The organism is Streptomyces sp. NPDC007162 (assembly GCF_040634175.1).
In the GTDB taxonomy this organism is placed as follows: Bacteria; Actinomycetota; Actinomycetes; order Streptomycetales; family Streptomycetaceae; genus Streptomyces.
This window is the reverse complement of sequence record NZ_JBEYFC010000076.1, coordinates 1-26271: the sequence shown is the minus strand read 5'-3', so window position 1 is coordinate 26271 and position 26271 is coordinate 1. Positions and strand designations below refer to the sequence as shown.

The following is a 26271-nucleotide window of genomic DNA, read 5'->3' as shown; positions in this document are numbered from 1 at the left end:
GCTCATCTGGGCGTCGGACCTTCGTCTGCGGGGGGATTCGTGAAAGCGTTCACATTCACAAGCAACGGCATGTAATACCAAGGAGAGGTAGCAGCCATGGACTGGCGTCACAACGCCGTTTGCCGCGAGGAAGACCCCGAGCTCTTCTTCCCCATCGGCAACACTGGTCCTGCGCTGCTGCAGATCGAGGAAGCCAAGGCCGTCTGCCGTCGCTGTCCTGTTATGGACCAGTGTCTGCAGTGGGCGCTCGAGTCCGGCCAGGACTCCGGCGTCTGGGGTGGCCTCAGCGAGGACGAGCGTCGCGCGATGAAGCGCCGTGCCGCCCGCAACCGGGCCCGTCAGGCCTCCGCCTGACCCTACCCACCCCGCTAGCCTGAGCTTGGCGGCGCGTACAGCGAGTACGCATCTCCCGCCCCCGAGCCGCAGCGCGCAGTACCCCCGATGCGCTCAAGAGCAGCAACGAGCGAACAGCCCCGGATCCACCAGGTCCGGGGCTCTTTGCTGTCCGCCCCGAACCGGGCCTACTTCTGCGCCCGTACCGGCACGTCCAGGATCACCCGGGTCCCCCGCTGCGGCGCCGGCACCATGTCGAACGTGCCACCCAACTCGCCCTCCACCAGCGTTCGTACGATCTGCAGCCCCAGGTTGCCCGAGCGGTGCGGGTCGAAGCCCTCGGGCAGGCCGACGCCGTCGTCCTGGACGGTGACCAGCAGGCGGGCCTCCTTGGTGGTCCCGCCGCGCACCGCCGTCACCTCGACCGTGCCGGTGTCGCCCTCGCGGAAGCCGTGTTCCAGGGCGTTCTGCAGGATTTCGGTGAGAACCATCGACAGCGGGGTGGCGACCTCGGCGTCGAGTATCCCGAAGCGGCCGGTGCGACGGCCGGCGACCTTGCCCGGCGAGATCTCGGCGACCATCGCCAGCACCCGGTCGGCGATCTCGTCGAACTCCACCCGTTCGTCCAGGTTCTGAGACAGCGTCTCATGCACGATGGCGATCGAGCCGACCCGCCGTACGGCCTCCTCCAGGGCCTCCCGGCCGCGCTCCGACTCGATGCGCCGGGCCTGGAGGCGCAGCAGGGCGGCGACCGTCTGGAGGTTGTTCTTCACCCGGTGGTGGATCTCCCGGATGGTGGCGTCCTTGGTGATCAGTTCCCGCTCGCGGCGCCGCAGTTCGGTGACGTCCCGGAGCAGGACCAGCGAACCGATGCGGGTGCCCTTGGGCTTGAGCGGGATCGCCCGGAACTGGATCACGCCGTCGTCGGACTCGATCTCGAACTCGCGCGGTGCCCAGCCGCTGGCGACCTTGGCGAGTGCCTCGTCCACCGGCCCCTTGGTCGGGGCGAGTTCGGCCGTGGTCTGGCCCAGGTGATGGCCGAGCAGGTCGGCGGCGAGGCCGAGGCGGTGGTACGCGGAGAGCGCGTTCGGGGAGGCGTACTGCACGACTCCGTCCGCGTCCACCCGGATCAGGCCGTCGCCGACGCGCGGGGAGGCGTCCATGTCGACCTGCTGGTTGGCGAAGGGAAACGATCCGGCAGCGATCATCTGCGCCAGGTCCGAGGCGCTCTGGAGGTAGGTCAGCTCCAGGCGGCTCGGGGTACGCACGGTCAGCAGGTTGGTGTTGCGGGCGATCACCCCGAGCACCCGGCCCTCGCGCCGCACCGGGATGGACTCGACCCGTACGGGGACCTCCTCACGCCACTCCGGGTCGCCCTCGCGGACGATGCGGCCCTCGTCCAGGGCGATGTCCAGCATGGGCCGCCGGCCGCGCGGGACCAGGTGGCCGACCATGTCGTCCTGGTAGGAGGTGGGGCCGGTGTTGGGGCGCATCTGCGCCACCGAGACGTAGCGGGTGCCGTCCCGGGTGGGTACCCAGAGGACCAGGTCGGCGAAGGAGAGGTCGGAGAGCAGCTGCCACTCCGAGACCAGCAGATGGAGCCACTCGAGGTCGGAGTCGTCGAGGGCGGTGTGCTGGCGGACCAGTTCGTTCATGGAGGGCACGTCTGCGAGCGTACCCGCGGGTCTGTTCGTGGCCTAAAACCAGCCTGGAAACACCCGCGGGCCGCGGCGCCTGGGAGGGACCCTCAACCCTCCCGGCACCGCAGCCCGGAGCAGCAACGGCCGTGGGGTGTGCGGTCCCGGTCGGCCGAAGGTGAGGACCCGGGGCAGTCAGGGCAGAGAGCGCCGGTTCCTCGGTCCGTCCTCCTGTGCGGGGAAGACGGAAGCGGTGTGGCTGTGCGGTACGACCGCGCTGTCGCGCCGTACGTTCAGCCCTCGTACGCAATTGTGGACTAGACCACCGTGTGTGTCCATGCGTTGGAGACTGTTCACAGTTGATCCGATCGCAGCCTAGCCCGCCGGGGTCGGCCGTGGGGACGGATGGCCGGGACAAGTTTTCCCGGCCGGCATCCGACCCGCGGCGACAGGGGCTGGTTCTGTTAGATTGGTCCCATTAGATTGGTCTAAACCACATGGACGTGGGGACCCCCAGCCCTTTCAGAACGGCAGGCCCAGCGTGGAAGTTGTCATCGTTCCGGACGCCGCGGCGGGTGGCGAGCTGATCGCCGAGGCCATGGCGCAGTTGCTGCGGCGCAGGCCCGACGCGTTGCTCGGGGTGGCCACCGGCTCGACGCCGCTGCCCGTCTACCAGGCGCTCACGGCGAAGGTGCGCGCCGGCGGGGCGGACGCGTCCCGGGCGCGGATAGCCCAGCTCGACGAGTACGTGGGGCTGCCGGCCGAGCATCCGGAGTCGTACCGCTCGGTGCTGCGGCGCGAGGTGCTGGAGCCGCTCGGGATCCCGATGGAGGCGTTCCTGGGGCCCGACGGCACCGCCGAGGACGTGCAGGGCGCCTGCGAGGCGTACGACGCGGCGCTCGCCAAGGCCGGCGGCGTGGACCTGCAACTGCTCGGGATCGGCACCGACGGGCACATCGGGTTCAACGAGCCCTGCTCCTCGCTGGCCTCCCGCACCCGGATCAAGACGCTCACCGAGCAGACCCGCATCGACAACGCCCGGTTCTTCGACGGGGACGTCGAGCAGGTGCCGCACCACGTGATCACCCAGGGCATCGGGACGATCCTGGAGGCACGGCACCTCGTCCTGCTCGCCACCGGCGAGGGCAAGGCCGACGCGGTCGCGGCGACCGTGGAAGGACCGGTCGCCGCGGTGTGCCCCGCCTCGGCGCTGCAACTGCACCGGCATGCCACCGTCGTCGTCGACGAGGCCGCTGCTTCCAAGCTGAAGCATGCGGACTACTTCCGGTACACCTTCGACAACAAGCCCTCGTGGCAGGGGATCTAGCGGTCACGCGTCACGTGCGGGTGCGTGGGGGTTGCTCGCGCCGTTCCTCCCCCAGCCTTCGGCCGGGGGTACCCCCAGCGCCCCTGAAGGGGCGCTCCAGCTAACGGGGCGCTATCGCCTCCGCTGCTGCGATGCCGCACACTCTTGCCGCTCCGTGGGTTGCTATGTGGAGGGCGCCCCTCGGAGGAGCCTGGGGAACGCCCATTTCCACCACGATCGTGTCCGGGCGGGTTCTGAGCAGGGCGTCCAGGGCCCGGCCCATCCACGGGTGGCGGTGTTCGTCGCGGACCACGGCGACGATCCGCCGGTCCCCCGCCGCCGCCAGGGCCTGCTCGCCCGCGTCCTCCCCCGTGAAAGCGCCGGCCTCGGTGCCGGGCAGCAGGCGGGCCAGTTCGGCGGCCACGCCCCAGGGGGTCTCCGTGCCCACCGCGATGTTCGCCACCGGGGCGAAGGAGGCGACGAAGGGCGGTGCGGTCAGCGGGGTGCCGGAGTCGACGCGCGTCACATGAAGCGCGCGGCGGGCCGCGACAAGGCCGATGTCGGTGAGCGCGGGGTCCGCGGGTGCCGGTTTCGTCGTCGCCGTCCAGCGGGCCAGGGCCCGTACCCGCTGCGCCGCGTCGGCCAGGCGTTCCTCCGGCAGTTCCCCGGAGCGGACCGCGACGACCAGGGCGTCGCACAGCCTGCGCACCGTCGCCTCGTCCGAGAGGCCGCCTCCCACACAGATCGCGTCGGCACCGGCCGCGATGGCCAGGACGGTGCCGTGCTCGATGCCGTAGGTCGCGGAGATGGCCTGCATCTCCATGCCGTCGGTGACGATCAGGCCCTCGTAGCCGAGTTCGCCGCGCAGCAGGTCGGTGAGGATGGCGCGGGACAGCGTCGCCGGGCGGGCCGGGTCCAGCGCGGGGACCAGGATGTGCGCGCTCATCACGGCACGGGTGCCGGCCGCGATGGCCGCGCGGAACGGGACCAGTTCGCGGGCGTCGAGGACGTCGGCGGTCGCGTCGATGCGGGGCATGGCGTGGTGGGAGTCGACGGCGGTGTCGCCGTGGCCCGGGAAGTGCTTGGTGCAGGCCGCCACCCCGGCCGCCTGGAGGCCCGTGACGTAGGCCGCCGTGTGGCGGGCCACCAGGTCCTGGTCGGCGCCGAAGGAGCGGACGCCGATGACCGGGTTGGCCGGGTCGGAGTTGACGTCGGCGGACGGGGCCCAGTCGAGGTTCACCCCGCAGGCGGCCAGGCGGCGGCCCAGTTCGAGGGCGACCCGGCGGGTCAGCTCCGGGTCGTCGACGGCGCCGAGGGCGTGGTTGCCGGGGAAGGAGGAGCCGGTGTGCACCTCCAGTCGGGTGACGTCACCGGCCTCCTCGTCGATGGCCACCAGGACGTCGTCCCGTTCGGCCCGCAACTGGGCGGTGAGCGCGGCGAGCTGTTCGGCCGAGACGATGTTGCGGCCGAACAGGCCCACGGAGGCGAGGCCTTCGCCGAGCCGGCGCAACAGCCAGTCGGGGGCGGTGGTGCCGGTGAAGCCGGGCTGGAGGACGGTCAGCGCGTCGCGCGTGATCCTGTCTTTGGAGTTGGACGCAGCCGTACCGCTGGCGAGTGTCGTCATCGGATGGGGTTATCCCTTCACGGCGCCCGCGGTGAGGCCCGCGGCCATCTTGCGCTGGACGAGGAGGAAAAGGACGACGATCGGCACGGCCATCATGGTGGAGCCGGCCATCATCGGGGCGTATTCGGTGCCGTGCTTGGTGGTGAAGTTGGCGAGCCAGACGGTCGCGGTCTGGTGCTCCTGGCTGAGCAGCATCAGGGCGTACAGGTACTCGTTCCAGGCCTGGATGAAGGCGTAGACCGAGGTGGCGACCATGCCGGGGGCTAGGAGGGGGAAGACCACGCGGATGAAGGCGCCGGTGCGGGAGCAGCCGTCGACCATGGCTGCCTCCTCCAGCTCCTTCGGGATGTTGACGATGAAGCCGCGCAGGGTCCACACCGTGAACGGCAGGATGAAGGTCAGGTAGGTGATGATCAGGCCGCTGAGCTTGTCGTACTGGTCCAGGTCGTTGAGGAGCAGGAAGACCGGGATGATCATGGCGACCAGCGGGACCATCTGGACCGCGAGGATGCCGACGATCACGATCTTGCGGCCGCGGAAGGCGAACCGGGAGATGGCGAGGGCGGCGAGCAGGCCGATGACCATGCCGATCGCGACGACGGAGAGCGAGACGATGAGGCTGCGGCCCACCGGTCCCCAGAAGTCGGCGATGTCCAGCGCACGGCGGAAGTTGGACAGGGTGATGCCGGTGGGCAGCAGGCTCGGGTCCGGGTCGATGGCGTCCTTCGCGGGCTTGAACGCCGTGTTGAGCATCCAGTAGACGGGGAAGCCGGCGGTGACGAAGACGAGGAGGCCGAGGATGTTCCAGCCCCAGCGGGACCCCTTGCGGGGGGTGGCGACGGTGCTCATTCGACCTCTCCGATCTTCAGCATCTGGCGCATGTACACGGCGACGACACCGAGCAGGAGGAGCACGGTGAGCAGGGCGATCGCGGAGCCCTGTCCGTAGTCGTTGACCACGAAGGCGCGGTCGTAGGAGTAGGTGGTCAGCAGCTGGAACTCGGGTTCGGGGTGGCCGCCGCGCATCACGAACACCTGCGGGAAAACGCCCATGTCCCAGATGACCGAGAGCGTCGTGAGCATCACGATGATCGGTTTGAGGACGGGCAGGGTGACGTAGCGGAAGACGCCCCAGGCGCCGGCGCCGTCGAGGCGGGCGGCCTCCTCCAGTTCCTTGGGGACCTGGGTGAGGCCGGCGCTCAGCGTGATGACCACGAAGGGCACCGCGCCCCAGACGACCAGCAGCATGATCACGGCCAGTCCCTGGGGGCCGCTGGCGAACCAGTTGTGGCCGATCATCTGCACGCCCGGGACCTTGCTGAGCAGGGCGTTGAGGATGCCGTAGTCCGAGTCGAAGAGCCACTTGAACAGCGTGGTGGCGACGATGACCGGCATGCCCCAGCTGGCCACGAGCACGATGTTGACCAGGGTCTTCACCCAGCCGGAGACCTTCTGCAGCAGCAGGGCGACGAGCATGCCGACGACCATGGTGAAGACCACGCAGCCGACCGCGAAGACGATCGTGCGCAGCACCACCTGCCAGAACTCACTGTCGCCGAGGACCTCGGAGAAGTTCCCGAACCCCACCCACTCGGCGGGCTTGAACCCCCACAGCTGGGACTGCCCGAACTCCTGGAAGGAGAGGGTGACCAGCCGGTAGAAGGGGTAGCCGAGGACGAGCGCGAGGATGGCGAGACAGGGCGTGAGCAGCAGCCAGGGGACGGCGGGGCCGCCCGGACGCCGGTTCGCGCGTGGTCTGACCGGGGTACTGGGCGGTGGCGCCTGCCGCCGCTGCGGCACTTTGGCAGGGGTGGTCGTATCAGCCGCACTCATCGCGCGCTCCTCAAGCAGTTTCGAGAGAGGCCCGCAGCAACGCGCCCCAAAGGGGCGCGGGGAACTGCGCGACCAGCCACAACGCACCGGTACCAACCCGTCGACCCGTCGCGGCACTTCCTGGTGTCACCTGCCGGGCCGGACCTGTCCCCCGCCGCCCAGGCCCGGCCGCAGTCCGGCTACTTGGTGTTGATGACCTTGTCGATCGCAGCGTCCGCGGCCTTGGCGGCGGCCTCCACCGACTGCTTGCCGGTCCCGATGTTCTGCAGCATGTTCTGCAGGACCTGGGCCTTCTCGACCTGCCCCCAGCCCGGCGCCATCGGCACGAACCAGTTGGACGCGGCCGCCTCGGCGGGCACCGCGGTCGCCGGGTCGTTCTTCAGCGTCGCGAGGTCGGTCTTGTTGTTGGGCAGGTTGCCCTTGCCCATCAGGCCCTTCTGGCCGGAGGGACCGGTGAACGCGTTGATCCATTCGGCGGCGACGCCCTGGGCCTTGGACTTCACCGGGATGGCGAGGTCGGAGCCGCCCAGGAAGACCGGCATGTTCTTGCCGGAGGGGCCGGGCATCACGAAGTTGACGAGGTTGTTCTTCAGCTTGCCGCCGGTCTTGTCGTTCTTCGGGTCGGCCGCGGTGGCACCCTCCCAGGCCGCGCCGAAGATCATCGCCGACTTGCCCTGGCCGTAGACGATGTACCGGTCGGACTCGTCCTTGGTCTTGTCACCGTGCATGTACTTGTCGATGACGTTCTTGAACTCGTCGAGGCCCTTGAGGGACTCCGGGGAGGAGAGGTTGCCCTTCCACTGGCCGCCGGACTGCACGGCGATGGAGCCACCGGCGTCGTAGACGAAGGACATGGCCGCGTACCAGTCGCGGGTGGGCTGGTACCAGGCGCTGAACTTGTCGCCCTCCTTCTTCTGGATCTTGTCCAGGTCGGCGGTCAGCTCGGTGTACGTCTTCGGGGTGGTCTTGATGCCGGCCGAGGCGGCGATGTCCTTGCGCCAGTTGGCGACGCGGCCACCGGCGTAGTACGGCACGCCGTAGGTCTTGCCGTCGTAGGACACCGAGGCCTTGAGGCCGTCCAGCCACTGGCCGGAGTTGCTGAACTGGGAGGTGTCGACCGGGGCGAAGGCACCCTTGACCATGTAGCCGAGCATCTCGGTGTTGCCCATCTCGACCACGTCGGGGACCTTGTCCGTGGCCAGGACGGCGTCCAGCTTGGTGTTCTTGTCCGGCCAGCCGTAGTACTCGTGATTGATCTTGATGCCGGGGTGCTTCTTCTGCACGGCGGCGTCGGCGGCCTTCACCAGCTCGGGCCAGTTGTTCTGCGCGTCCACCGTGAGCCAGACGGTGAGTTCCTTGGCGTCCGAGCCCTGGGACTTGTTGTCGCCCTTGTTGTCACTGCCACACGCCGCCACGGAGAAGACCATGCCCGCGATACCCATCGCGGCTATCAGCTTGCGCTTCACGCCACCCTCCTCAGGGATGCCACAAACCCCCCTGCCTCCCCGCGCGAGCGTTGGGCCGGGACCTGGACCAATGGTGTAGACCAGTGCCGGAAGCTTGGCCCAGACCACCAGACCTGTCAAGGGTGGTCGAATGGGCTCCGACCAGCCGTTATGCGACCTACATATGCAAGGACCTTTAAGTAACAAGCCCTCGAAAACCCTCGGTGCGGACGAGACAATTCCGGTAGACCACTCAAGCGGTGGACTAGACCAGAAGGGCCCGCGACGGTATACAGAAGGGATCACGCAGCGTGCAGGACGAATCCCGGTACGCTGCCGTGCCACGAGCGAGCCGCATCAGGAGCCGGGAAGGCGGAGCATGAGCACCGACGTCAGCAGTGCGGAGAACGAGAGCGGGACAGCCGTCCGTACCGCGCGCGTGCCCAAGTACTACCGCCTGAAGAAGCACCTCCTCGACATCACCGAGACCCAGGCGCCCGGCACCCCGGTCCCGCCCGAGCGCACCCTGGCCGCCGAGTTCGACACCTCCCGCACCACCGTCCGCCAGGCCCTTCAGGAACTGGTCGTCGAGGGCCGTCTCGAACGCATCCAGGGCAAGGGCACCTTCGTGGCCAAGCCGAAGGTGTCCCAGGCGCTCCAGCTCACCTCGTACACCGAGGACATGCGCGCCCAGGGTCTGGAGCCGACCTCGCAACTGCTGGACATCGGCTACATCACGGCCGACGACCGGCTGGCCGGCCTGCTCGACATAAGCGCGGGCGGCCGGGTGCTGCGCATCGAGCGGCTGCGCATGGCCAACGGCGAGCCGATGGCGATCGAGACCACGCACCTGAGCGCGAAGCGCTTCCCGGCCCTGCGCCGCTCCCTCGTCAAGTACACGTCCCTGTACACCGCCCTCGCCGAGGTGTACGACGTCCGTCTCGCGGAGGCCGAGGAGACCATCGAGACCTCGCTGGCGACCCCGCGCGAGGCCGGCCTGCTCGGCACCGACGTCGGCCTGCCGATGCTGATGCTCTCCCGGCACTCCCTGGACCGCGAGGGCCAGCCGGTCGAGTGGGTGCGGTCGGTCTACCGAGGCGACCGCTACAAGTTCGTCGCCCGCCTCAAGCGCCCGCAGGACTGACCGGCCGACCCTTCACGGAATCGACATACCGAGAGGCCGGACGGCTACTTCCGCTCCGGTGACGCCGTGACCTAGATTGCCTGCGCATTACACAGGTGAACGGTGAGGGGACGGAGCCGCGGTATGTCGGATGTACCTGAAGTGAGGCAGCCGGTGGTGACACCTGTACGTGTGGTCATCGTCGTCTGCCTCGTCGCGCCCTTCGTGGCGATGCTGTGGGTGGGCTCCTACGCCAGGACGGACCCGACGTTCATCGGGATCCCGTTCTTCTACTGGTACCAGATGCTGTGGGTGCTGATCTCCACCGCGCTCACCGTGACCGCGTACCAGCTGTGGCAGCGTGACCAGCGCGCCCGCAAGGCCGACCACACGAACGGGGGTGCGCAGCGGTGAAGGACGGCGTGAACGGCGTCGCGCTCGGCGTCTTCATCTTCTTCTTCCTGGCCGTCACGGTCATGGGATTCCTGGCCGCGCGCTGGCGCAAGGCCGAGAACGAGCACAGCCTCGACGAATGGGGCCTGGGCGGCCGGTCGTTCGGGACCTGGGTCACCTGGTTCCTGCTCGGCGGCGACCTCTACACGGCGTACACCTTCGTCGCCGTACCCGCGGCGATCTACGCGGCGGGTGCGGCCGGCTTCTTCGCCGTGCCGTACACGATCCTGGTCTACCCGCTGATCTTCACGTTCCTGCCCCGCCTGTGGTCGGTGTCCCACAAGCACGGCTACGTGACGACCTCGGACTTCGTGCGCGGCCGGTTCGGCTCCAAGGGCCTCTCGCTGGCCGTCGCGCTGACCGGCATCCTGGCGACGATGCCCTACATCGCCCTGCAGCTCGTGGGCATCCAGGCGGTGCTCGACGTGATGGGCGTCGGCGGCAGCGACGGCACCAACTGGTTCGTGAAGGACCTGCCGTTGCTCATCGCCTTCGGCGTGCTGGCGGCCTACACCTACTCCTCCGGCCTGCGGGCCCCCGCGCTGATCGCGTTCGTGAAGGACGGGCTGATCTACCTCGTCATCGCGGTGGCGATCATCTACATCCCGATCAAGCTGGGCGGGTTCGACGACATCTTCGCCAAGGCGGGTCACGCCTTCGCCCAGACCAACCCGGCGACCGGCAAGCCGCGCGGCGCGCTGGCACCGCCGGAGGCGGGTCAGTGGACCTACGCCACACTGGCGTTGGGTTCCGCGCTCGCCCTGTTCATGTACCCGCACTCGATCACCGCGACGCTCTCCTCCAAGAGCCGTGACGTGATCCGCCGCAACACCACGATCCTGCCGCTGTACTCCCTGATGCTGGGCCTGCTGGCGCTGCTCGGCTTCATGGCGATCGCGGCCGGCGTCAAGGTCACCAACGGCCAGCTGGCGATCCCGCAGCTGTTCGAGAACATGTTCCCGGACTGGTTCGCGGGCGTGGCCTTCGCGGCGATCGGCATCGGCGCCCTGGTCCCGGCGGCCATCATGTCCATCGCGGCCGCGAACCTGTTCACCCGCAACATCTACCGGGACTTCATCAAGCCGGACGCCACACCGAAGCAGGAGGCCCAGGTCTCCAAGCTGGTGTCCCTGCTGGTGAAGGTGGGCGCGCTGGTCTTCGTCCTCACCATGGACAAGACGGTCGCCATCAACTTCCAGCTGCTGGGCGGCATCTGGATCCTGCAGACCTTCCCGGCGCTGGTGGGCGGCCTGTTCACCCGCTGGTTCCACCGCTGGGCCCTGCTCGCGGGCTGGGCGGTCGGCATGGTCTACGGCACGGCCGCGGCGTACGGCGTCGCCTCCCCCACCCAGAGGCACTTCGGCGGCTCGGCCAAGGAGATCCCGGGCATCGGCGAGATCGGCTACATCGGCCTCACGGCGTTCGTGATGAACGTGGTGGTGACGGTGGTCCTGACCTTCGCCCTGCGGGCCCTGAAGGCCCCGGAGGGCATCGACGAGACGAAGGCGGAGGACTACACGGCGGACGCGGGCGACCCGGGCGTCCAGGTGGAGCTGCCGCCGGCCACCGCGGGGGCCTCGCACTGACGGGACCGGCCGGAAGCACGCGCGGCTCAGCGGTCGCGGGTGCGCCCGGCCATCGCGTCCCAGAAACGGTCCAGTTCACGGACGCGCATGCTCACCCAGGGAGGCGTCTTGCGGTGCACCAGCCGGGGCAGCCACCGGCGTACCAGGCCCGGCAACAGGACCTGCTGCTGACGGCAGAAGGGCTCCCGGAACTCGCCCCTCGGCACCGTGCCGCGGGGCGGGTAGGGGCACAGCTGGAAGGAGCAGTCGGGCAGACAGGTGGTGCCCGGGGCGGGCGGCGCCGAGGTGCCGCGCCGCAGCTCCGGCCGCAGCGGCTCGCGGCTCGTGCGGATGCACGGCGGGAGCGGGGTGCCCGGGCGCTCGGCGCGGGCCATGCGCTCCTCGACCTCCTCGGGATACCCGTCCCGCTCGATCAGGTTCAGCATGAGCAGCACGTCGGCGACGAGGCGCTGGGCTCGTCCGTCGAGGGTGCTCCACCCGGCCGAGGGCGGTATCCACAGGTTGTGCTTGCGAAAGCCCCCGTTCTGCGCCCCTCGTGACCCCACGTTGTCGGTGACCGTCTTCTCGTCGATCCACAGGAAACGCTCGGGCCGGCCGGTCTCCAGTGCCATGGCCACGAGATCACCGGCCTCGGCGACGAACGGGTGCAGGGTCCGCCGGGGTCCGTCCCCGTCGGCTCCGGGCAGGCCGGGCGCGTTGTTCACGGTGCCCGCCATGGACAGCCAGCGCCGTACGGTCTGCACCGCGCTGGTCCCGCCGATGACCCGGGACGGCTCGGGCGGCCCGTCCCGGTCGCCGTCCCGCAGCACCGCGCCGTCCGGGTTCGGTTCGCGGCGGCCGGCACCGTCCGGGAGCTCCCACAGGCACAGCGCCTGCAGCAGCGTCAGCTGCGTGTACCAGCACCGGGACTGCTGCAGCACGGTCTCCGCCTGCCGGATCAGCTCGGCCCGGTTGCCGGGATGCGAATAGGGGTGCCGTTTGCGCCTGTTGGCAGCGAACTTGAAGCCCTGGGCCAGCGCGGCCTCCAGGGCGAGCGGCAGGTCGGGGGGACCATGGGTGTACGTCGGGTCGAGGTGACGCAGCCACTTGCCGAGGCGTTCGCGGGCCTCGTCACGGTGGGCGTCGTCGACGGAGCCCAGCAGCATGGGGATCATCCAGGCCCGCATCACGAACGACCTGGACAGCTCGATACGGTCCCTGCGGTACCGCTCCCTGGTCTCCTTGCGGCACCGCTGCAACCGGTCGATCTCCGCGGCCGACCTGTCCCACGAGGCGGCGCGGGCCGTCATCGCCCTGCGCATCCGCTCCGACCAGTCCTGGTCCGCCCTCTTGCGGCGGTCCTTCAGCTCGCGCACCGCCTCGTCGTACTCACCGACGGGGTCCGTGGTCAGCCCGACGGTCTCCCGGATCACCGCGAACGCCGCGGTCCCGCCGCTGCCGAACTCCTGGGCCACGGCCAGGCGCACGGCGTACGAGGGCTCCGTCTTGCCCATCTCGAAGAGGTGCTCGTAGAGCAGCATGGTGTCGGTCTTCTCGGACGCCGCGCGCAGTGCCGTACCGAGCTGCTTCAGCAGTCTGAGTTTGGCGTCCTCGACGGTGCGCCGGTCCCCCTTGATGTCGGACCAGCGCTCGTGCACCTTCTCGACGATGTCCTTCAGCAGCCGTGGTGCGGGTTCCACGCTGTCGATCTCCATGGCCGCCGCGTACAGGTCGAGCGCCTTGGGGTCGTCGGTGCGCCGGTTCGCGGCCGTCAGCAACCGCTGCGCCATGGGCCGGCCGTACACGGGAGCCTGTCGCAGCAGCTCGTCCCGGTGCTTGCGCAGCTCGGCCCCGACACCGCCGTCTCTCGCCGACAGCTCCGCCGCGCGGCGGCGGGAGAGCAGCACCAGGGCGATGAGCAGCTCACGGCTGGGGCCGGGCGGTTGCAGTGCCCGCTGGACCAGTTCGCCGGCGGCCCGCTCGCCGAGGTGGTGCAGCATGCGGAAGCCGAGGTAGGCCTGGATGATGCTGTGCGGGAAGCGGACCCGCTTCTCGAAGCTCTCGACCAGCCGGAGCTTGTTCGCGTGCGCGGCGAAGTGTGCGAGCGCGGTCTGGCACTGGCCCAGGTTGCCCTCCCGCAGCCGCCTGCGCTCTCCTGGGCCGAGGTGGTCGCAGAGCGCGTCCCAGATGCGTTGCCGGTGCCACTCCGTGCAGGTGTTGCCGCGTCTGCCGTACCGGTCGAAACGGTGGGCCCGGTTGCGCAGATGCTCGACCCGGGCCGAGGTCCGCCGTGCCGCGCTCGGGTGGACGTCACCGCCCAGCAGTTCGGCGAAGCCGACCTCCAGCTTGTCCTGGAGCAGCCCTATGCACGCGAGCGCGGAGACCACCTCGATGGTGTCGCCGCGTTCCTGGGGTGCCAGTTCGACGTCGTCGCGGAGCCGGCCCTCGCGCACGGCGCGGTCCCAGGTCTCCAGCAGCCACAGCCGCAGCGTGCCGCGGTCCCAGCTGCGGGTGTCCAGCCGGTGGCCGTCATGGCGTGGCCGGCCGCGTTCCAGGTCGCCGTGGTGGTGCAGTTCACGGGCGATCTGGAGGTAGATGGGGGATTCGGTGACCTCGGCGGTCTCCACGATCCAGTCGATGCGGCGCTCGTCCGTGTCCGGGACGCGCGCCTCGACGAACCGCAGCGCGTCCTCCTCGCTCAGCGGTTCGAGCTCCACGATCGCGGCGGAGGTGCTCTCCAGCGGGCTGTGCGGCCGGGAGGCGATGACGAGGGGCAGCTTCTCCTCGTGGGCCTGTTCGATGGCTTTGCGGATGATGTTGTCCCGGTCCTCCTGGTACCTCTCGTCGAGCACCGCCTCCTCCAGGCCGTCGGCGATGACGACGACCTTGTCGTCGGCGAGCAGTTGCTGCCAGACACGGTCGTTCTTGCTGCGCGCCAGGATCCCGCGGGGTGCCTCCTCGGCGAACCGCTGCCGGGCCATGCGCTCGAAGTTCAGGTCGCCTCCGGTGGCGTCCCGCAACCGGATCGGCACGGGAACCGCGTGCTGCCGGGCCAGCAGTTCGGTGAGCCGCACCAGCACGGCGGTCTTGCCGGTGCCCACCCCGCCGACGAGTACGTAGGGCCTGCGGGTGTCGCGCGACCGCAGCCGCTGGGCGATGACCCGGGCGACCTCCTCGCGGCCCACGATCTCGGAGATGTCGGGACCGGCGGTGCGCACCAGCCGGTACGGATGCCTGCGCGCCTTGACGAGGTAGCGCCTCTTGGTCCAGCTGTACCAGAAGAACAGGAACGCCGCCGCGGCGACCGAGGCGGCCAGCAGCGGACCGACGAAACGAAGCACGCTGTCGAAGCTGGTCGGCGAGTGCTTCCGCCACCGTTCGAAGGGGGTCGTGTGCCCGTGCGCCACGATCCACAGGCCCTCCACGGCCCACGCGACCAGGGCGGCCAGCAGGGCCAGCCAGACCAGCCGGGTCAGATTCGTGTACGACCACCAACGGCGCCACTTCCTGGGGCGGGTGGCGTCGTGACGGGACTCCAGCCGGATGGTCAGACGGTGCCAGTGACCAAGAAGGAACCGCTGGACCCGGTGCCAGGCCCGCCTCGCCTCCAGCGTCGCCATCGGCGCGCTGCGGGGCTGCACCTTGCCCGGCGGATGCCGGACGATTCTCGTCATGGTGCCTCTCCTTGCGAGACCGGCTCTCGGTACGGAGGACCCGCGGGCACCTAAGACCATGGAAGCACTCCCGCCGAGCCCCGCAACTCGGCCGACGACGTCACTCTGCTCACTTACGAGTTGACGCTCCGATACCGGCGCGACACAACATCTGGGGGTGACGTGACGACCCGGCACTAGATGTATGCTCATGCTCGCTGTCGCCGCAGGGGAATCCGGTGCGAATCCGGAACTGTCCCGCAACGGTGTACTTGTGCGCTTCCGTGCACGAGAGTCAGTCCGAGGACCTGCCGACAGCACGCCCGGCCAACCCGGTTCGGGCGTTCTGACGTCCGGGCCTCGTGGAGTGGGCCAGGGTCTCGACGCGCGCCCTCGTGCGCTCGCGCTGCCCGCTGCCCTCCGCAAGGCCCCGTGCCGAGCGAGGGAGAGCCCCACGTGACCATCGCGCCAGCCGAACCGGCTTCAGCGACCACGACCGTCCCGGAGACCGACGGTCCCGGAACGGCCCTGCTGCGGATCCTGACCGAGCTGACCGCCGACCTCCCCGACACCGATCCCGGCCGGGTCGCCGCCGCCGCGCTGCGCGGCCGGTCCGCGCGGGCCGACGAGTCGGAGTTGCGCGAGCTGGCCACCGAGGCCGCCGCCGGTCTGATCTCCGAGGACCCCGCCTACTCGCGGCTGGCAGCCCGCCTGCTCACCGTCTCCATCCGGGCCGAGGCCGCCTCGCAGGGCGTGACGTCCTTCACCGGGTCCGTGGCGGTGGGACACCGCGAGGGCCTCATCGCCGACCGCACCGCCGAGTTCGTCCGGCTCCACGCGGCCCGCCTCGACGCGCTCGTCGACCCGGCCGCCGACGACCGCTTCGGCTACTTCGGCCTGCGCACCCTGCACAGCCGCTATCTGCTCCGGCACCCGATCACCCGCAAGGTCATCGAGACCCCCCAGTACTTCATGCTCCGGGTCGCCGCCGGTCTCGCCGAGGACGACACCTCCCGTGCCCTGGACGAAGTCGCGGCGCTCTACGGGCTCATGAGCCGCCTCGACTACCTCCCGTCCTCCCCCACCCTCTTCAACTCCGGGACCCGGCACCCCCAGATGTCGTCCTGCTACCTCCTCGACTCCCCGAAGGACGAGCTGGATTCCATCTACGACCGCTACCACCAGGTCGCCCGGCTCTCCAAGCACGCCGGTGGCATCGGCCTGTCGTACTCCCGGATCCGCAGCCGCGGTTCGCTGATCCGCGGCACCAACGGGCACTCCAACGGCATCGTGCCGTTCCTGAAGACCCTGGACGCCTCGGTCGCCGCCGTGAACCAGGGCGGCCGGCGCAAGGGCGCCGCCGCGGTCTACCTGGAGACCTGGCACTCCGACATCGAGGAGTTCCTGGAGCTGCGCGACAACACCGGCGAGGACGCCCGCCGTACGCACAACCTGAACCTCGCGCACTGGGTCCCTGACGAGTTCATGCGCCGGGTGAACGCCGACGAGCCGTGGTCCCTGTTCTCCCCCGCCGACGTGCCGGAGCTGGTGGACCTGTGGGGCGCGGAGTTCGACGCCGCCTACCGCAGGGCCGAGGCCGCCGGCCTCGCGCACCGGACCATCCCCGCCCGTGACCTGTACGGCCGCATGATGCGCACCCTCGCGCAGACCGGCAACGGCTGGATGACCTTCAAGGACGCGGCCAACCGCACCGCGAACCAGACGGCGACCCCCGGCCACGTCGTGCACTCCTCCAACCTCTGCACGGAGATCCTGGAGGTCACGGACGACGGCGAGACGGCGGTCTGCAACCTGGGGTCGGTGAACCTCGGGGCGTTCGTCGACACGGCGACCGGCGACATCGACTGGGAGCGGCTGGACGGGACGGTCCGCACCGCGGTGACCTTCCTGGACCGGGTCGTCGACATCAACTTCTACCCGACCGAGCAGGCCGGCCGGTCCAACGCCAAGTGGCGGCCGGTGGGCCTGGGCGCCATGGGTCTCCAGGACGTCTTCTTCAAGCTGCGGCTGCCCTTCGACTCCCCTGCGGCCAAGGCCCTCTCCACCCGGATCGCCGAGCGGATCATGCTCGCCGCGTACGAGGCCTCCGCCGACCTCGCCGAGCGCAACGGACCGCTGCCCGCCTGGGAGAAGACACGCACCGCGCGGGGCGTGCTGCACCCCGACCACTACGGCGTCGAGTTCACCTGGCCGGAGCGCTGGGCGGCGCTGCGCACGCGGATCGCCGAGACCGGGATGCGCAACAGCCTGCTCCTCGCCATCGCGCCCACCGCGACGATCGCCTCGATCGCGGGGGTCTACGAGTGCATCGAGCCGCAGGTCTCGAACCTCTTCAAGCGCGAGACGCTGTCCGGTGAGTTCCTCCAGGTCAACTCGTACCTGGTGCGGGAGCTGAAGAACCTGGGTGTCTGGGACGCCCGTACCCGGGAGGCGCTGCGCGAGGCGAACGGCTCGGTGCAGGGCTTCGCCTGGATCCCCGAGGACGTGCGCGACCTCTACCGCACGGCGTGGGAGATCCCGCAGCGCGGCCTGATCGACATGGCCGCCGCCCGCACCCCGTACCTGGACCAGGCCCAGTCCCTGAACCTGTTCCTGGAGACGCCGACCATCGGCAAGCTCTCCTCGATGTACGCGTACGCCTGGAAGTCCGGGCTGAAGACGACGTACTACCTGCGTTCGCGGCCGGCGACCCGGATCGCCCGCGCCGCCCGGGCCGCCGTGCCCGTCCAGCAGGCGGCCCCCGAAGACGCCGTCGCCTGCTCCCTGGAAAACCCCGAGTCCTGCGAGGCCTGCCAGTGATGTCCAGCAAGAACCTTCTCGACCCCGGCTTCGAGCTCACGCTCCGCCCGATGCGCTACCCGGACTTCTACGAGCGCTACCGGGACGCCATCAAGAACACCTGGACCGTGGAGGAGGTCGACCTCCACTCGGACGTCGCCGACCTCGCGAAGCTCAGCCCGTCCGAGCAGCACCTCATCGGCCGGCTGGTCGCCTTCTTCGCGACCGGCGACTCGATCGTGGCGAACAACCTGGTGCTCACGCTCTACAAGCACATCAACTCCCCCGAGGCGCGGCTCTACCTGAGCCGGCAGCTCTTCGAGGAGGCCGTGCACGTCCAGTTCTACCTGACGCTCCTCGACACCTACCTGCCCGACCCGGAGGACCGCACGGCGGCCTTCGCGGCGGTCGAGAACATCCCCTCGATCCGGGAGAAGGCGGAGTTCTGCTTCAAGTGGATGGACTCGGTGGAGAACCTGGACCGGCTGGAGTCCAAGGCCGACCGCCGGCGCTTCCTGCTCAACCTGATCTGCTTCGCCGCGTGCATCGAGGGCCTGTTCTTCTACGGCGCCTTCGCGTACGTCTACTGGTTCCGCAGCCGGGGTCTGCTGCACGGTCTCGCCACGGGCACCAACTGGGTGTTCCGCGACGAGACGATGCACATGAGCTTCGCGTTCGACGTGGTCGACACGGTCCGCAAGGAGGAGCCGGAGCTCTTCGACGACGAACTGCGGGAGCAGGTCACCGACATGCTGCGGGAGGCCGTCGAGGCGGAGCTGCAGTTCGCCCGTGACCTGTGCGGTGACGGCCTGCCGGGCATGAACACCGACTCGATGCGCCAGTACCTGGAGTGCGTCGCCGACCAGCGCCTCGGCCGCCTCGGCTTCGCCCCGGTGTACGGCTCGGAGAACCCGTTCTCCTTCATGGAACTGCAGGGCGTTCAGGAGCTGACGAACTTCTTCGAGCGGCGTCCGTCCGCGTACCAGGTGGCGGTGGAGGGCACGGTCGACCTGGACGAGGACTTCTGAGGCTGCCGGTCCGCGCGGTCCTCGTGGGCCTCTCTGATCTGCCGGTCGACGCGCCTGTCGCGCAGGACGCCGAGCACGGACGGGAGGGCCATGAGGACCAGGATGCCGAGGACCAGGAGCATTCCGACGAGACCTTCGATCTGGTTTCCGTTCATGGACACCACTGTCGCGCCGGACACTGCTTACCGTGAGTGGCAGCACTGCCAGGCACCCTCGAATTACTGCCGGTGTCGAGGCACACTGGCAGCATGCTGAGGAACGTGGCTGCGGTGCTCCTGGACGGCGTGCATCCCTTCGAGCTCGGGGTGGTCTGCGAGGTCTTCGGCCTCGACCGCTCCGACGAGGGACTGCCGGTGTACGACTTCGCCGTGGTCTCGGCCGAGGGCCCGGCGCTCGGCACCCATGTCCCCGGCCTCACCGTCAGCACGCCGTACGGCCTGGACCGGCTGGAGGAGGCCGATCTGATCGCGGTCCCGGCCTCCGACGCCAACGTCACCCGCGACTACCCGCCCGAGCTGCTCGACGCGCTGCGCCGGGCGGTGGACCGGGGCGCCAGGGTGCTCAGCGTCTGCTCCGGTGCCTTCGTACTCGGCGCCGCCGGACTGCTGGACGGGCGCCGCTGCGCCGTGCACTGGCGGCACGCGGAGTTGCTGGGCCGCCGGTACCCGCGCACCCGGGTCGAGCCGGACGTGCTGTACGTCGACGAGGACCCGGTGATCACCTCGGCCGGCACCGCCGCCGGCATCGACGCCTGTCTGCACCTCGTCCGCAAGGAGCAGGGTCCCGAGGTCGCCGCGAAGATCGCCCGGCGGATGGTGGTGCCGCCGCACCGGGACGGCGGCCAGGCCCAGTTCATCGAGCGCCCGCTGCCGGAGGGTCCCTGCGACACGGTCGGCCCGGTGCTGGCCTGGATGACGGAGCACCTCGACGAGGAGGTCACCGTCGAACAGCTCGCCGCCCGCGCCCTGATGGCCCCGCGGACCTTCGCCCGCCGCTTCCAGCAGGAGACCGGCACCACGCCGTACCGCTGGATCCTGCGGCAACGGGTGCTGCTGGCGCAGGAGTTGCTGGAGGGCACGGACGAGACGATGGACGCCATCGCGGGCCGCACCGGTTTCGGTACCGCGGCCGCGCTGCGCCACCAGTTCGCGAAGTCGCTGGGCACCACCCCGAACGCCTACCGGCGCGCGTTCCGGGGCCCGCAGGCCGCCGCCTGAGCCCGGCGCCCACGGAGAACGTCTGCCGTAGACGCCTACCGGCGCGCGTCCGGTGGCCGGACGGACCACCCGAGCGCGCGCCGGTATCAGGAGCCGGCCGGGAGCCGGCGGGTCACCAGGGCACCGGCGTGAGCAGCAGGCGCTGGGGACGCAGGGTGATGCCCACCCGGGTGGCGTCCTCCGACCCGGGGACCTGTTCGAAGCGGTACTTCGCGCACAACGCCGCGGTGATCAGGGTCAGTTGCGCCATGGAGAAGTGGTCGCTCGGGCACTTGCGGTTGCCGACGCTGAAGGGGCTCATGGCGTACTTCGGCACTTCCGCGGCCCGCTCCGGCAGCCAGCGGTCCGGGTCGAAGTCGAGGTGCGCCGGGTACGAGTGCGCGTCGCGCTGGACGGCGTAGGGGCTGTAGACGATGTCGGACCCGGCCGGAATGCGATAGCCGCCGAGCTCGGTGTCGGTCTTGGCCCGCCGCGTCAATATCCATACGGCGGGCCGCAAACGCATGGCCTCGACGACGACATTGTTGGTGTGGGCGAGCCGGCGGACATGCTCAAAACCGACCGGTTGACCGCCCGTCACGGATTGGACCTCGCTCCGTACCTTCTCGGCGTGTTCCGGGTGTTCGGCGAGCACCTGGAGCAGCCACATGATCGTGGAGGCGACTGTTTCACTTCCGGGGGTGAGTATCGCGACGACCTGGTCGTGGATCTCCTGTTCCCCGATGGGCTCGCCATTCTCGTCCTTCGCTTCGAGCAATGCCGTCAGCAAATCGTCCGGCTTTTGACCAGATGCCCGGCGCTCGGTGACGATCTCGTCGACGAGGAGATGCAAATCGGCCAGGGCCCGGTTGAATTCCCGGTTGGCAGGCAGCGGCAACCGGTAGAGCGGGCCGAGCGGGACGACCATCCGCCGGTACATACCGCGGAAGACGCTCGCGAGGTCGACGCTGAGGCGCTCGGCGCGCTCGTCCATGTACTCGCCGCGCAGCAGGCAGCGGGCGGCGATGCGGACGGCGACCCGGAACGACTCCGAGGTGCAGTCGACGGTGTCGCCGGGCCGCCAGCGCTCGGTGAGGGCGTGTGCCTCCTCCTCCATGACCGGCCCGTACTGCGGGATCGCGGAGAGGTTGAACGCGGGCTGGATGGTCCGGCGCTGGCGCCGGTGGCGGGGTCCGTTGGCGGTGGCCACGCCCTCCTTGCCGAGCAGTCCCTCCAGGGACTCCCACAGGGGCCCGGCGATGATGAAGTCGGGGCTGAGGGCGAGGGCGCCGGTGAGCGCCGGGGTGGTGACGGCGTACACCTCCTTGGGGCCCAGCCTGAGGCGCACCATGTCGCCGTGCTCGCGCAGCCGGGACATGAAGGCCAGCGGGTCGCGGACCAGCTTCCAGCCGTGTCCGAGCATCGGCACACCGCCGCCGGCCAGGGGCGGTTCACGCAGTTCACTTGCTTCCAGGGCCCCGGGGGTCGCGGGCTTCACGGACTCGACGGTCATTTCTCACCTGCCGCTTCGTTGGTGACGTACGGGGGCGTGGACCGGTCGTCCCAGCTGTCGACCGTGTAACGGCCGGATTCGTGGTGGAACCAGTAGACGGAGCTGAACCAGTTCCGCATATTGGCGACACAGGCCAGGACCGCGGCACCGAGTTCCTTTCCATGGACGGTGCCGTCGTCGAGCTGTTCGGCGAAACGAAGTGCGTCCCGTTCGGCGGCCAGGAATTCGCGAATGCATTCCTCGACACGCCGCCTGACTTCTTCGGTCGCCTGCTCCAGAGTCATTCCCTCATGAGTGACGAGACTGATTCCGAGATTGTGCACCTCGTCGCCCGCCATCTCCTTTGGCAGCGAGCAGAGGTCGTTGTACCAGGCGGCGAATTCCTGGCTCAGCAGCGCCGGTCGGCGATATGCCGGGTTTTTGCGTACGACGTCCGGGAGTTCGAGTCCCGCGCTCGGCTCCAGGAGGTCCGTCCATATCCAGTGGGCGAAGGTGAGACGCCGTAGCGCGAGGTATTCCTCGACCTCGGGAACGTGACCCGTGGTGCGGTTGCGGAATTCGCGGTCGTACGCCTCGACGACGTCGTGGAAGTGCCGGGCGAACCGCTCGTTCCAGGTCGCGGGCAGAAACGAGTAGAGCCGCGCGACGCTGTCCGCGAACCCCGCGACCAGGGTGTCCGGGTGGTGCAGATGGTGCAGTGGGGCATCGAGGGCCGCGTGCAGCCGGAACCTCAGCCGCCGCCAGTCGGCCGACCGGCCGTGCACCACGTCCCGGTCGTGCCGGTCGTCCCAGACGAAGAACCAGGCGCTGTAGTCGCATATCGCCTGGATGACCTCCTCGGACGCGCCCAGGTAGTACCCCGCCATGAGGTCGGTGTAGCAAAGGCCGTCGGCATATTCCTGCACCTTGTCCGCCGGCATCAGCCGTTTTTCCAGCAGCCAGAGGCGGGTCTTCTCCTGGAGCCGTGGCCAATACGGATGCAGTTGCCGGGGAAACTCGACCTCGATCACCGGGAGGGCGAGTTGTGGTGGAACCGCGACCACCGTCGGCTTCGATGTGGTGCTGCGTGGGAAAGCGTGCACGAACAAACCCCTCTCAGCCGAGCCAGGAGCGCACGCCCCTCCCGCTGTGCCAGGCGTGCGCCGTTGCGTATCCCCGCACTTCCATTCAGCACCACAACTGACCGCTATGGGAACGGATTTGCTTCACTCACTACCCCCCTGTGCCGAGAATCTCCCCTTGTGTGACTGAATAGGGTTCGCTAGACACGTACAAAGGATCGAATCTGCGAAGGATGGACGAGCGAGTCTGACCGGACATGACGAACGCCTGGTCGGAACAGTCCCGACCAGGCGTCACAACCGCACGTGCGGTCTCAGTCGTTGGCGACCACGGGGTAGCGTGGCTCGTTCTCGGCCATCTGCCGCAGCGCGTCCTTGCGCTCCCGCTTGGAGAGCCGGTCGATGTACAGGTATCCGTACAGGTGGTCGGTCTCGTGCTGCAAACACCGCGCGAAGTAACCGGTGCCGCGCACCTTGATCGGGTTGCCCTTCTCGTCCTGCCCGGTGACCTCTGCGTAGTCGGGCCGGGCGAGCGGCGCGTACGCGGTGGGCACCGACAGGCAGCCCTCGTTGCTGTCGTCGAGCCGCCGCTGCTCGGCCGGGAGGTCGACGAGCTTCGGGTTGCACACCACGCCGACGTGCCGGGCACCCTCGTCGTCCTGGCAGTCGTAGACGAAGACCTTCAGGTCGACCCCGATCTGGTTGGCGGCGAGACCCACGCCCTCGGCGGTCCGCTGGCTCGCGAACATGTCGGCGACCAGTTGGTCCAGCTCCTCGCCGAACTCGGTGACGTCCTTGCACTCCTTGTGCAGCACCGGGTTCCCGACGACGGTGATGGGCCGCGAGGTCCCCCGCGCACGCCAGGCGTTCTCGCGCTCCTCGGTCCCCTCGGTGTCGACGACGAACCCGTCGTCGTCCACCGGGAGCACGCCCACGTGCTGCTGATCGGTGTCCTGCTGCGCCATGACCGACGTAAGCCTTCCTAGGTAAAACGGGGGGAGATGTTGCTGATACAGGGTACGTGGGCGCGCCCGGCCACAACGAAGCCGCAGCGGAACGACGGCCTCAACAGACCTCTTCCAGATCCCGCCAGTCCCTCGAATCAGGGCTGTCCGCCACCCACCCGTCCAGCAACCCCCGCACCAGCGCAGCGGGCGCGGCCACCCCGCACTCCCGCTCCGGCACCCACAACTGCCCGTCCGTCCGGTGCCCCAGCGGTCCCGGATGCCCCGGCTCACTGTGGTCGTGGGGGTCCAGGTGCACCCCGTCGCCCTCGTCCGACGGCATCCGCGACTCGGAGCACATCCGGCACAGCAGCCGCACGGAAGAGGACCAGTCCTCGGCCGCGAACCCGGCGTCCCCCGCCAGCTGCTCCAGCGCGTCCCGGTCCGCCTCCGTCGCCGCCTCGAGCAGCACCACCCAGGTCGGCACCGGTGACGGCGCCCACAGCTCGATCTCGTCGAACACGGGGTACGCGTGCCCCGTCGCCGTGGTCCGTTCCCCGTGCGGCACCCCGTCGTGCAGGACGACCTCGCCCCAGCGCCGCCCGGACGAGGGAAGCGGAATGGACTGCACCTCGATCCGCGCGGGGTCCAGTCGCCGCCCCCACACCACCTCGGCCTCCCCCTCCGGGGACAGCCGTACCGCGGCGCTGCCCAGGTCCATCCCGGTCGGCTCACCGGACGCGGTGGCGCCTCCCGGCACCCGCAGCCCGTACGCCTGCCAGGCCCGCCGCGCCAGCGGCCAGTCCTGCAGCGCGGTCGCCGCGATGCCCACGTTCCACCAGTCCGGCGCCCCGGTCTCGCGGTCCAGCAGCGCCACCGCCCGCAGGCCGGCCGCCCGTGCCTGCTCCCAGTCGTGCCGGAACTTGTGCAGCAGGGCGAGGTTGAACCAGGACTCGGACAGCCAGGGTTCCAGGTCGGCGGCGCGCGTCAGCAGCTCGCCCGCGTCCTCGTACCGGCCGTCGCCGATCAGCGTGAACGCGCGGTCGGTGGCCTGCCGCCAGGAGGCGGAGGGCCGGTGCCGTCCCTTGCCGAAGATCCTCACGATTCCCGCCTGCCAGTTCCAGTTCCGCACAGTGGGCTGGCTTGTGCCCCCGGACATCACCCTCTCCCTCGCATCCAACCACGTACGACGGGAGAGCCGCTCATTACCCATGGGTTACCCAGCCGCGCGCAGGGTCAGACAGTCTCTGGCGAGCACGCGGGCCAGGGCTTCCACGACCTCGGGAGCGTAGTCCCCAGCGGTGGCCAGGCGTAACTCCTCCAGCGCGGTCAGCGGCCCGCCGGGCCCGGAATCCCGGGACTTCTCCTCGTACGCGTTGACGACGCGCACGATCCGGGCGGCGAGCGGCTGCTCCCGGTAGGGGTCGGCCTGCCGCTCCACGACCACGGCGACGGCCGCGGCCACCCCGGTCTGCCGGACGACCGCTCCGCCGAGCAGGGCTATCCGCCGCTGCTCCGCCGCCGGCAGCACGGCGGTGGCCCCGGCCGGGACCGGGTCGACGAGACTGAGCTGGCCGATGTCGTGCATCAGCGCCGCGTACTCCAGCACGGTGAGCTCCGCTCGGGACAGCCCCAGGTCCCGCCCGACGGCCTGGCTGAGCGCGGCGACCCGGCGGGCGTGCCCGGCCGGGGTGTACCCCGCGATCTCGGTGGCGCGGGCGAGGGAGGCGATGGTCTGCCGGTAGGTGGCACGGACGGCCTCGTACCGGCGCAGGGACAGCTGGGTGAGAAGCAGGGGCAGACAGAAGACGGGCAGCGCCCACAACCCCACGACGGCCACGGCCAGCGCCATCACCGCGCCGGTGGCGCAGACGGCGGACCCGATGCCGAGCAGGCCGCGCAGTTCGTCCCGCAGCAGCGGGCCGAACGGCCACCCCGTGCGGGAGTGCGCCTGCGCGGCGGCGAGCACGGCGTCGCACAGGACGGTGAGCACGAGCAGCGCGACCAACAGCAGCGCGTACGCCGGTCCGCCCCACTGCTCCAACGCGCCCCGGGTGTCGAGGGGTTGGAAGCAGACGGCGGCGAAGCCGACGGTGAGGACGCGCCGGGCGAGGTGGTCGGGCGTGGGCCGGCGGCCGCTGGCGATGTGGGGCACGTTGCCGAGCAGCGCGGCCGCGCCCACGACGGCGACGACCTGGAGGGCGCCGTCGCGGGCGGCGATCCCGGCATCGGCGCCGAGCAGCGCGTAGGCGAGCCCGCCTGCCGCCCCGAGGGGCGCGGCCTCCCGTACGTCGGCGCCGGGCCGGCGGGCCGCCTCCCCGAGGGCGACGAGCAGGCCGAAGGCGAGGGCGGCCAGGCGGTCGTCGAGCCCCTCCCACAGCGTGCCGGCGACACAGCCGAGCCCGAGCACCAACGCGGCCGACCGGAAGGACCACGTCACGGCAGCAGAACCAGGCCCCGCGCGGCGGGCGCACCGGCTCGGCCAACCGCCGGGAGCACACCGCCCGGCCCGGACGCCGGTCGAGGAAGCGACGGGATCCCGCTCCGCTGCCCGATCACGCCACCCCGCCGGGCCCCCGCACGGCGAAGCGACGAGACAGCGGTCGACGGTCCGATCACACGGTCCGGACGAGACGCCGGACGACGGGACGACGGGATCCTGCTCCGCTGCCCGATCACGCCGGCCGGCCTGGACGCCGGACGACGAGTCGGCGGGGTCGCGGGCGGCGGGGGGGGGGCGCGGTGGGGCCGGCTGGCCC

The 26271-nt window shown here is 70.0% G+C and carries 20 protein-coding genes and 1 riboswitch; of the genes, 8 read left to right on the top strand and 12 right to left on the bottom strand.

Features of this window, described 5'->3' with window-relative positions:
* The first annotated feature begins 96 nt into the window (after nucleotides 1–96).
* Nucleotides 97–354 (top strand): WhiB family transcriptional regulator, encoded by a 258-nt coding sequence (locus tag ABZ646_RS12175; protein ID WP_006142322.1) that lies wholly within the window; start codon nucleotides 97–99, stop codon nucleotides 352–354.
* 167 nt (nucleotides 355–521) lie between these two features.
* Here ABZ646_RS12175 and ABZ646_RS12170 read toward each other — a convergent pair whose 3' ends face one another.
* Nucleotides 522–1988, bottom strand: coding sequence for a PAS domain-containing sensor histidine kinase (locus ABZ646_RS12170; protein WP_360516534.1), 1467 nt, complete (start codon nucleotides 1986–1988; stop codon nucleotides 522–524).
* A gap of 523 nt (nucleotides 1989–2511) precedes the next feature.
* On the opposite strand from ABZ646_RS12170, the gene nagB reads away from it, so the two are divergent.
* Nucleotides 2512–3297 carry a glucosamine-6-phosphate deaminase gene (nagB, locus tag ABZ646_RS12165; protein ID WP_360516528.1) on the top strand — a complete coding sequence of 262 codons (786 nt, stop codon included), beginning with the start codon at nucleotides 2512–2514 and terminating at the stop codon, nucleotides 3295–3297.
* A 100-nt stretch (nucleotides 3298–3397) separates the two neighbouring features.
* On the opposite strand, the gene ABZ646_RS12160 is transcribed toward nagB, so the two are convergent.
* The 4 genes from ABZ646_RS12160 to ABZ646_RS12145 form a co-directional block, all read right to left on the bottom strand.
* Nucleotides 3398–4900, bottom strand: a complete 1503-nt coding sequence (locus ABZ646_RS12160; RefSeq protein WP_360516525.1) for a glycoside hydrolase family 3 protein — start codon at nucleotides 4898–4900, stop codon at nucleotides 3398–3400.
* A 9-nt stretch (nucleotides 4901–4909) separates the two neighbouring features.
* Nucleotides 4910–5749: a carbohydrate ABC transporter permease gene (locus tag ABZ646_RS12155; protein ID WP_123974245.1), complete on the bottom strand. Its 840-nt coding sequence runs from the start codon at nucleotides 5747–5749 to the stop codon at nucleotides 4910–4912.
* Nucleotides 5746–6732, bottom strand: coding sequence for a sugar ABC transporter permease (locus ABZ646_RS12150; RefSeq protein WP_360516520.1), 987 nt, complete (start codon nucleotides 6730–6732; stop codon nucleotides 5746–5748). The genes ABZ646_RS12155 and ABZ646_RS12150 overlap by 4 nt, the downstream gene beginning before the upstream one ends.
* A gap of 179 nt (nucleotides 6733–6911) precedes the next feature.
* Nucleotides 6912–8198, bottom strand: coding sequence for an extracellular solute-binding protein (locus ABZ646_RS12145; RefSeq protein ID WP_360516517.1), 1287 nt, complete (start codon nucleotides 8196–8198; stop codon nucleotides 6912–6914).
* Between the two features lie 358 nt (nucleotides 8199–8556).
* Here ABZ646_RS12145 and ABZ646_RS12140 point away from each other — a divergent pair, with 358 nt between their 5' ends.
* The 3 genes from ABZ646_RS12140 (at nucleotide 8557) to mctP (ending at nucleotide 11339) form a co-directional block, all read left to right on the top strand.
* Entirely contained in the window at nucleotides 8557–9321 is a 765-nt protein-coding gene (locus ABZ646_RS12140) for a GntR family transcriptional regulator (protein ID WP_132888780.1), read from the top strand.
* Nucleotides 9322–9444: 123 nt separating this feature from the next.
* Nucleotides 9445–9714 (top strand): DUF3311 domain-containing protein, encoded by a 270-nt coding sequence (locus ABZ646_RS12135; protein WP_360516513.1) that lies wholly within the window; start codon nucleotides 9445–9447, stop codon nucleotides 9712–9714.
* The gene (mctP, locus tag ABZ646_RS12130; protein WP_360516510.1) at nucleotides 9711–11339 is read left to right on the top strand and encodes a monocarboxylate uptake permease MctP; all 1629 of its coding nucleotides are present in this window, start codon (nucleotides 9711–9713) and stop codon (nucleotides 11337–11339) included. The genes ABZ646_RS12135 and mctP overlap by 4 nt, the downstream gene beginning before the upstream one ends.
* 26 nt (nucleotides 11340–11365) lie before the next feature.
* Here mctP and ABZ646_RS12125 read toward each other — a convergent pair whose 3' ends face one another.
* Nucleotides 11366–14992 carry an NACHT domain-containing protein gene (locus ABZ646_RS12125; RefSeq protein ID WP_360516507.1) on the bottom strand — a complete coding sequence of 1209 codons (3627 nt, stop codon included), beginning with the start codon at nucleotides 14990–14992 and terminating at the stop codon, nucleotides 11366–11368.
* A gap of 209 nt (nucleotides 14993–15201) precedes the next feature.
* Nucleotides 15202–15280: riboswitch (cobalamin riboswitch) on the top strand.
* Nucleotides 15281–15427: 147 nt separating this feature from the next.
* On the opposite strand from ABZ646_RS12125, the gene ABZ646_RS12120 reads away from it, so the two are divergent.
* Both ABZ646_RS12120 and ABZ646_RS12115 read left to right on the top strand, forming a co-directional pair.
* Nucleotides 15428–17791 (top strand): ribonucleoside-diphosphate reductase subunit alpha, encoded by a 2364-nt coding sequence (locus ABZ646_RS12120; RefSeq protein ID WP_360516504.1) that lies wholly within the window; start codon nucleotides 15428–15430, stop codon nucleotides 17789–17791.
* Entirely contained in the window at nucleotides 17791–18798 is a 1008-nt protein-coding gene (locus ABZ646_RS12115) for a ribonucleotide-diphosphate reductase subunit beta (protein WP_360516501.1), read from the top strand. The genes ABZ646_RS12120 and ABZ646_RS12115 overlap by 1 nt, the downstream gene beginning before the upstream one ends.
* Here ABZ646_RS12115 and ABZ646_RS12110 read toward each other — a convergent pair.
* The gene (locus tag ABZ646_RS12110) at nucleotides 18711–18953 is read right to left on the bottom strand and encodes a hypothetical protein (RefSeq protein ID WP_360516498.1); all 243 of its coding nucleotides are present in this window, start codon (nucleotides 18951–18953) and stop codon (nucleotides 18711–18713) included. The genes ABZ646_RS12115 and ABZ646_RS12110 overlap by 88 nt on opposite strands.
* A gap of 93 nt (nucleotides 18954–19046) precedes the next feature.
* Between ABZ646_RS12110 and ABZ646_RS12105 the strand changes: the two genes are divergently transcribed.
* On the top strand, nucleotides 19047–20015 hold the full coding sequence (locus tag ABZ646_RS12105; protein ID WP_360516495.1) for a helix-turn-helix domain-containing protein: 969 nt from the start codon (nucleotides 19047–19049) through the stop codon (nucleotides 20013–20015).
* A gap of 112 nt (nucleotides 20016–20127) precedes the next feature.
* Here the strand turns inward: ABZ646_RS12105 and ABZ646_RS12100 are convergent, their stop codons facing one another.
* From ABZ646_RS12100 to ABZ646_RS12080, 5 genes are all read right to left on the bottom strand, one after another.
* Entirely contained in the window at nucleotides 20128–21507 is a 1380-nt protein-coding gene (locus tag ABZ646_RS12100) for a cytochrome P450 (protein WP_360516492.1), read from the bottom strand.
* Nucleotides 21504–22589 carry an epi-isozizaene synthase gene (gene cyc1 / locus ABZ646_RS12095; RefSeq protein WP_360516489.1) on the bottom strand — a complete coding sequence of 362 codons (1086 nt, stop codon included), beginning with the start codon at nucleotides 22587–22589 and terminating at the stop codon, nucleotides 21504–21506. The genes ABZ646_RS12100 and cyc1 overlap by 4 nt, the downstream gene beginning before the upstream one ends.
* Nucleotides 22590–22882: 293 nt before the next feature.
* Nucleotides 22883–23533: a peptide deformylase gene (def, locus tag ABZ646_RS12090; protein ID WP_360516486.1), complete on the bottom strand. Its 651-nt coding sequence runs from the start codon at nucleotides 23531–23533 to the stop codon at nucleotides 22883–22885.
* Between the two features lie 100 nt (nucleotides 23534–23633).
* Complete coding sequence (locus ABZ646_RS12085; RefSeq protein WP_360516531.1) at nucleotides 23634–24614, bottom strand: hypothetical protein; 981 nt, start codon at nucleotides 24612–24614, stop codon at nucleotides 23634–23636.
* A 114-nt stretch (nucleotides 24615–24728) separates the two neighbouring features.
* Nucleotides 24729–25952, bottom strand: coding sequence for an HD domain-containing protein (locus ABZ646_RS12080; RefSeq protein WP_360516484.1), 1224 nt, complete (start codon nucleotides 25950–25952; stop codon nucleotides 24729–24731).
* Nucleotides 25953–26271: the final 319 nt, after the last annotated feature.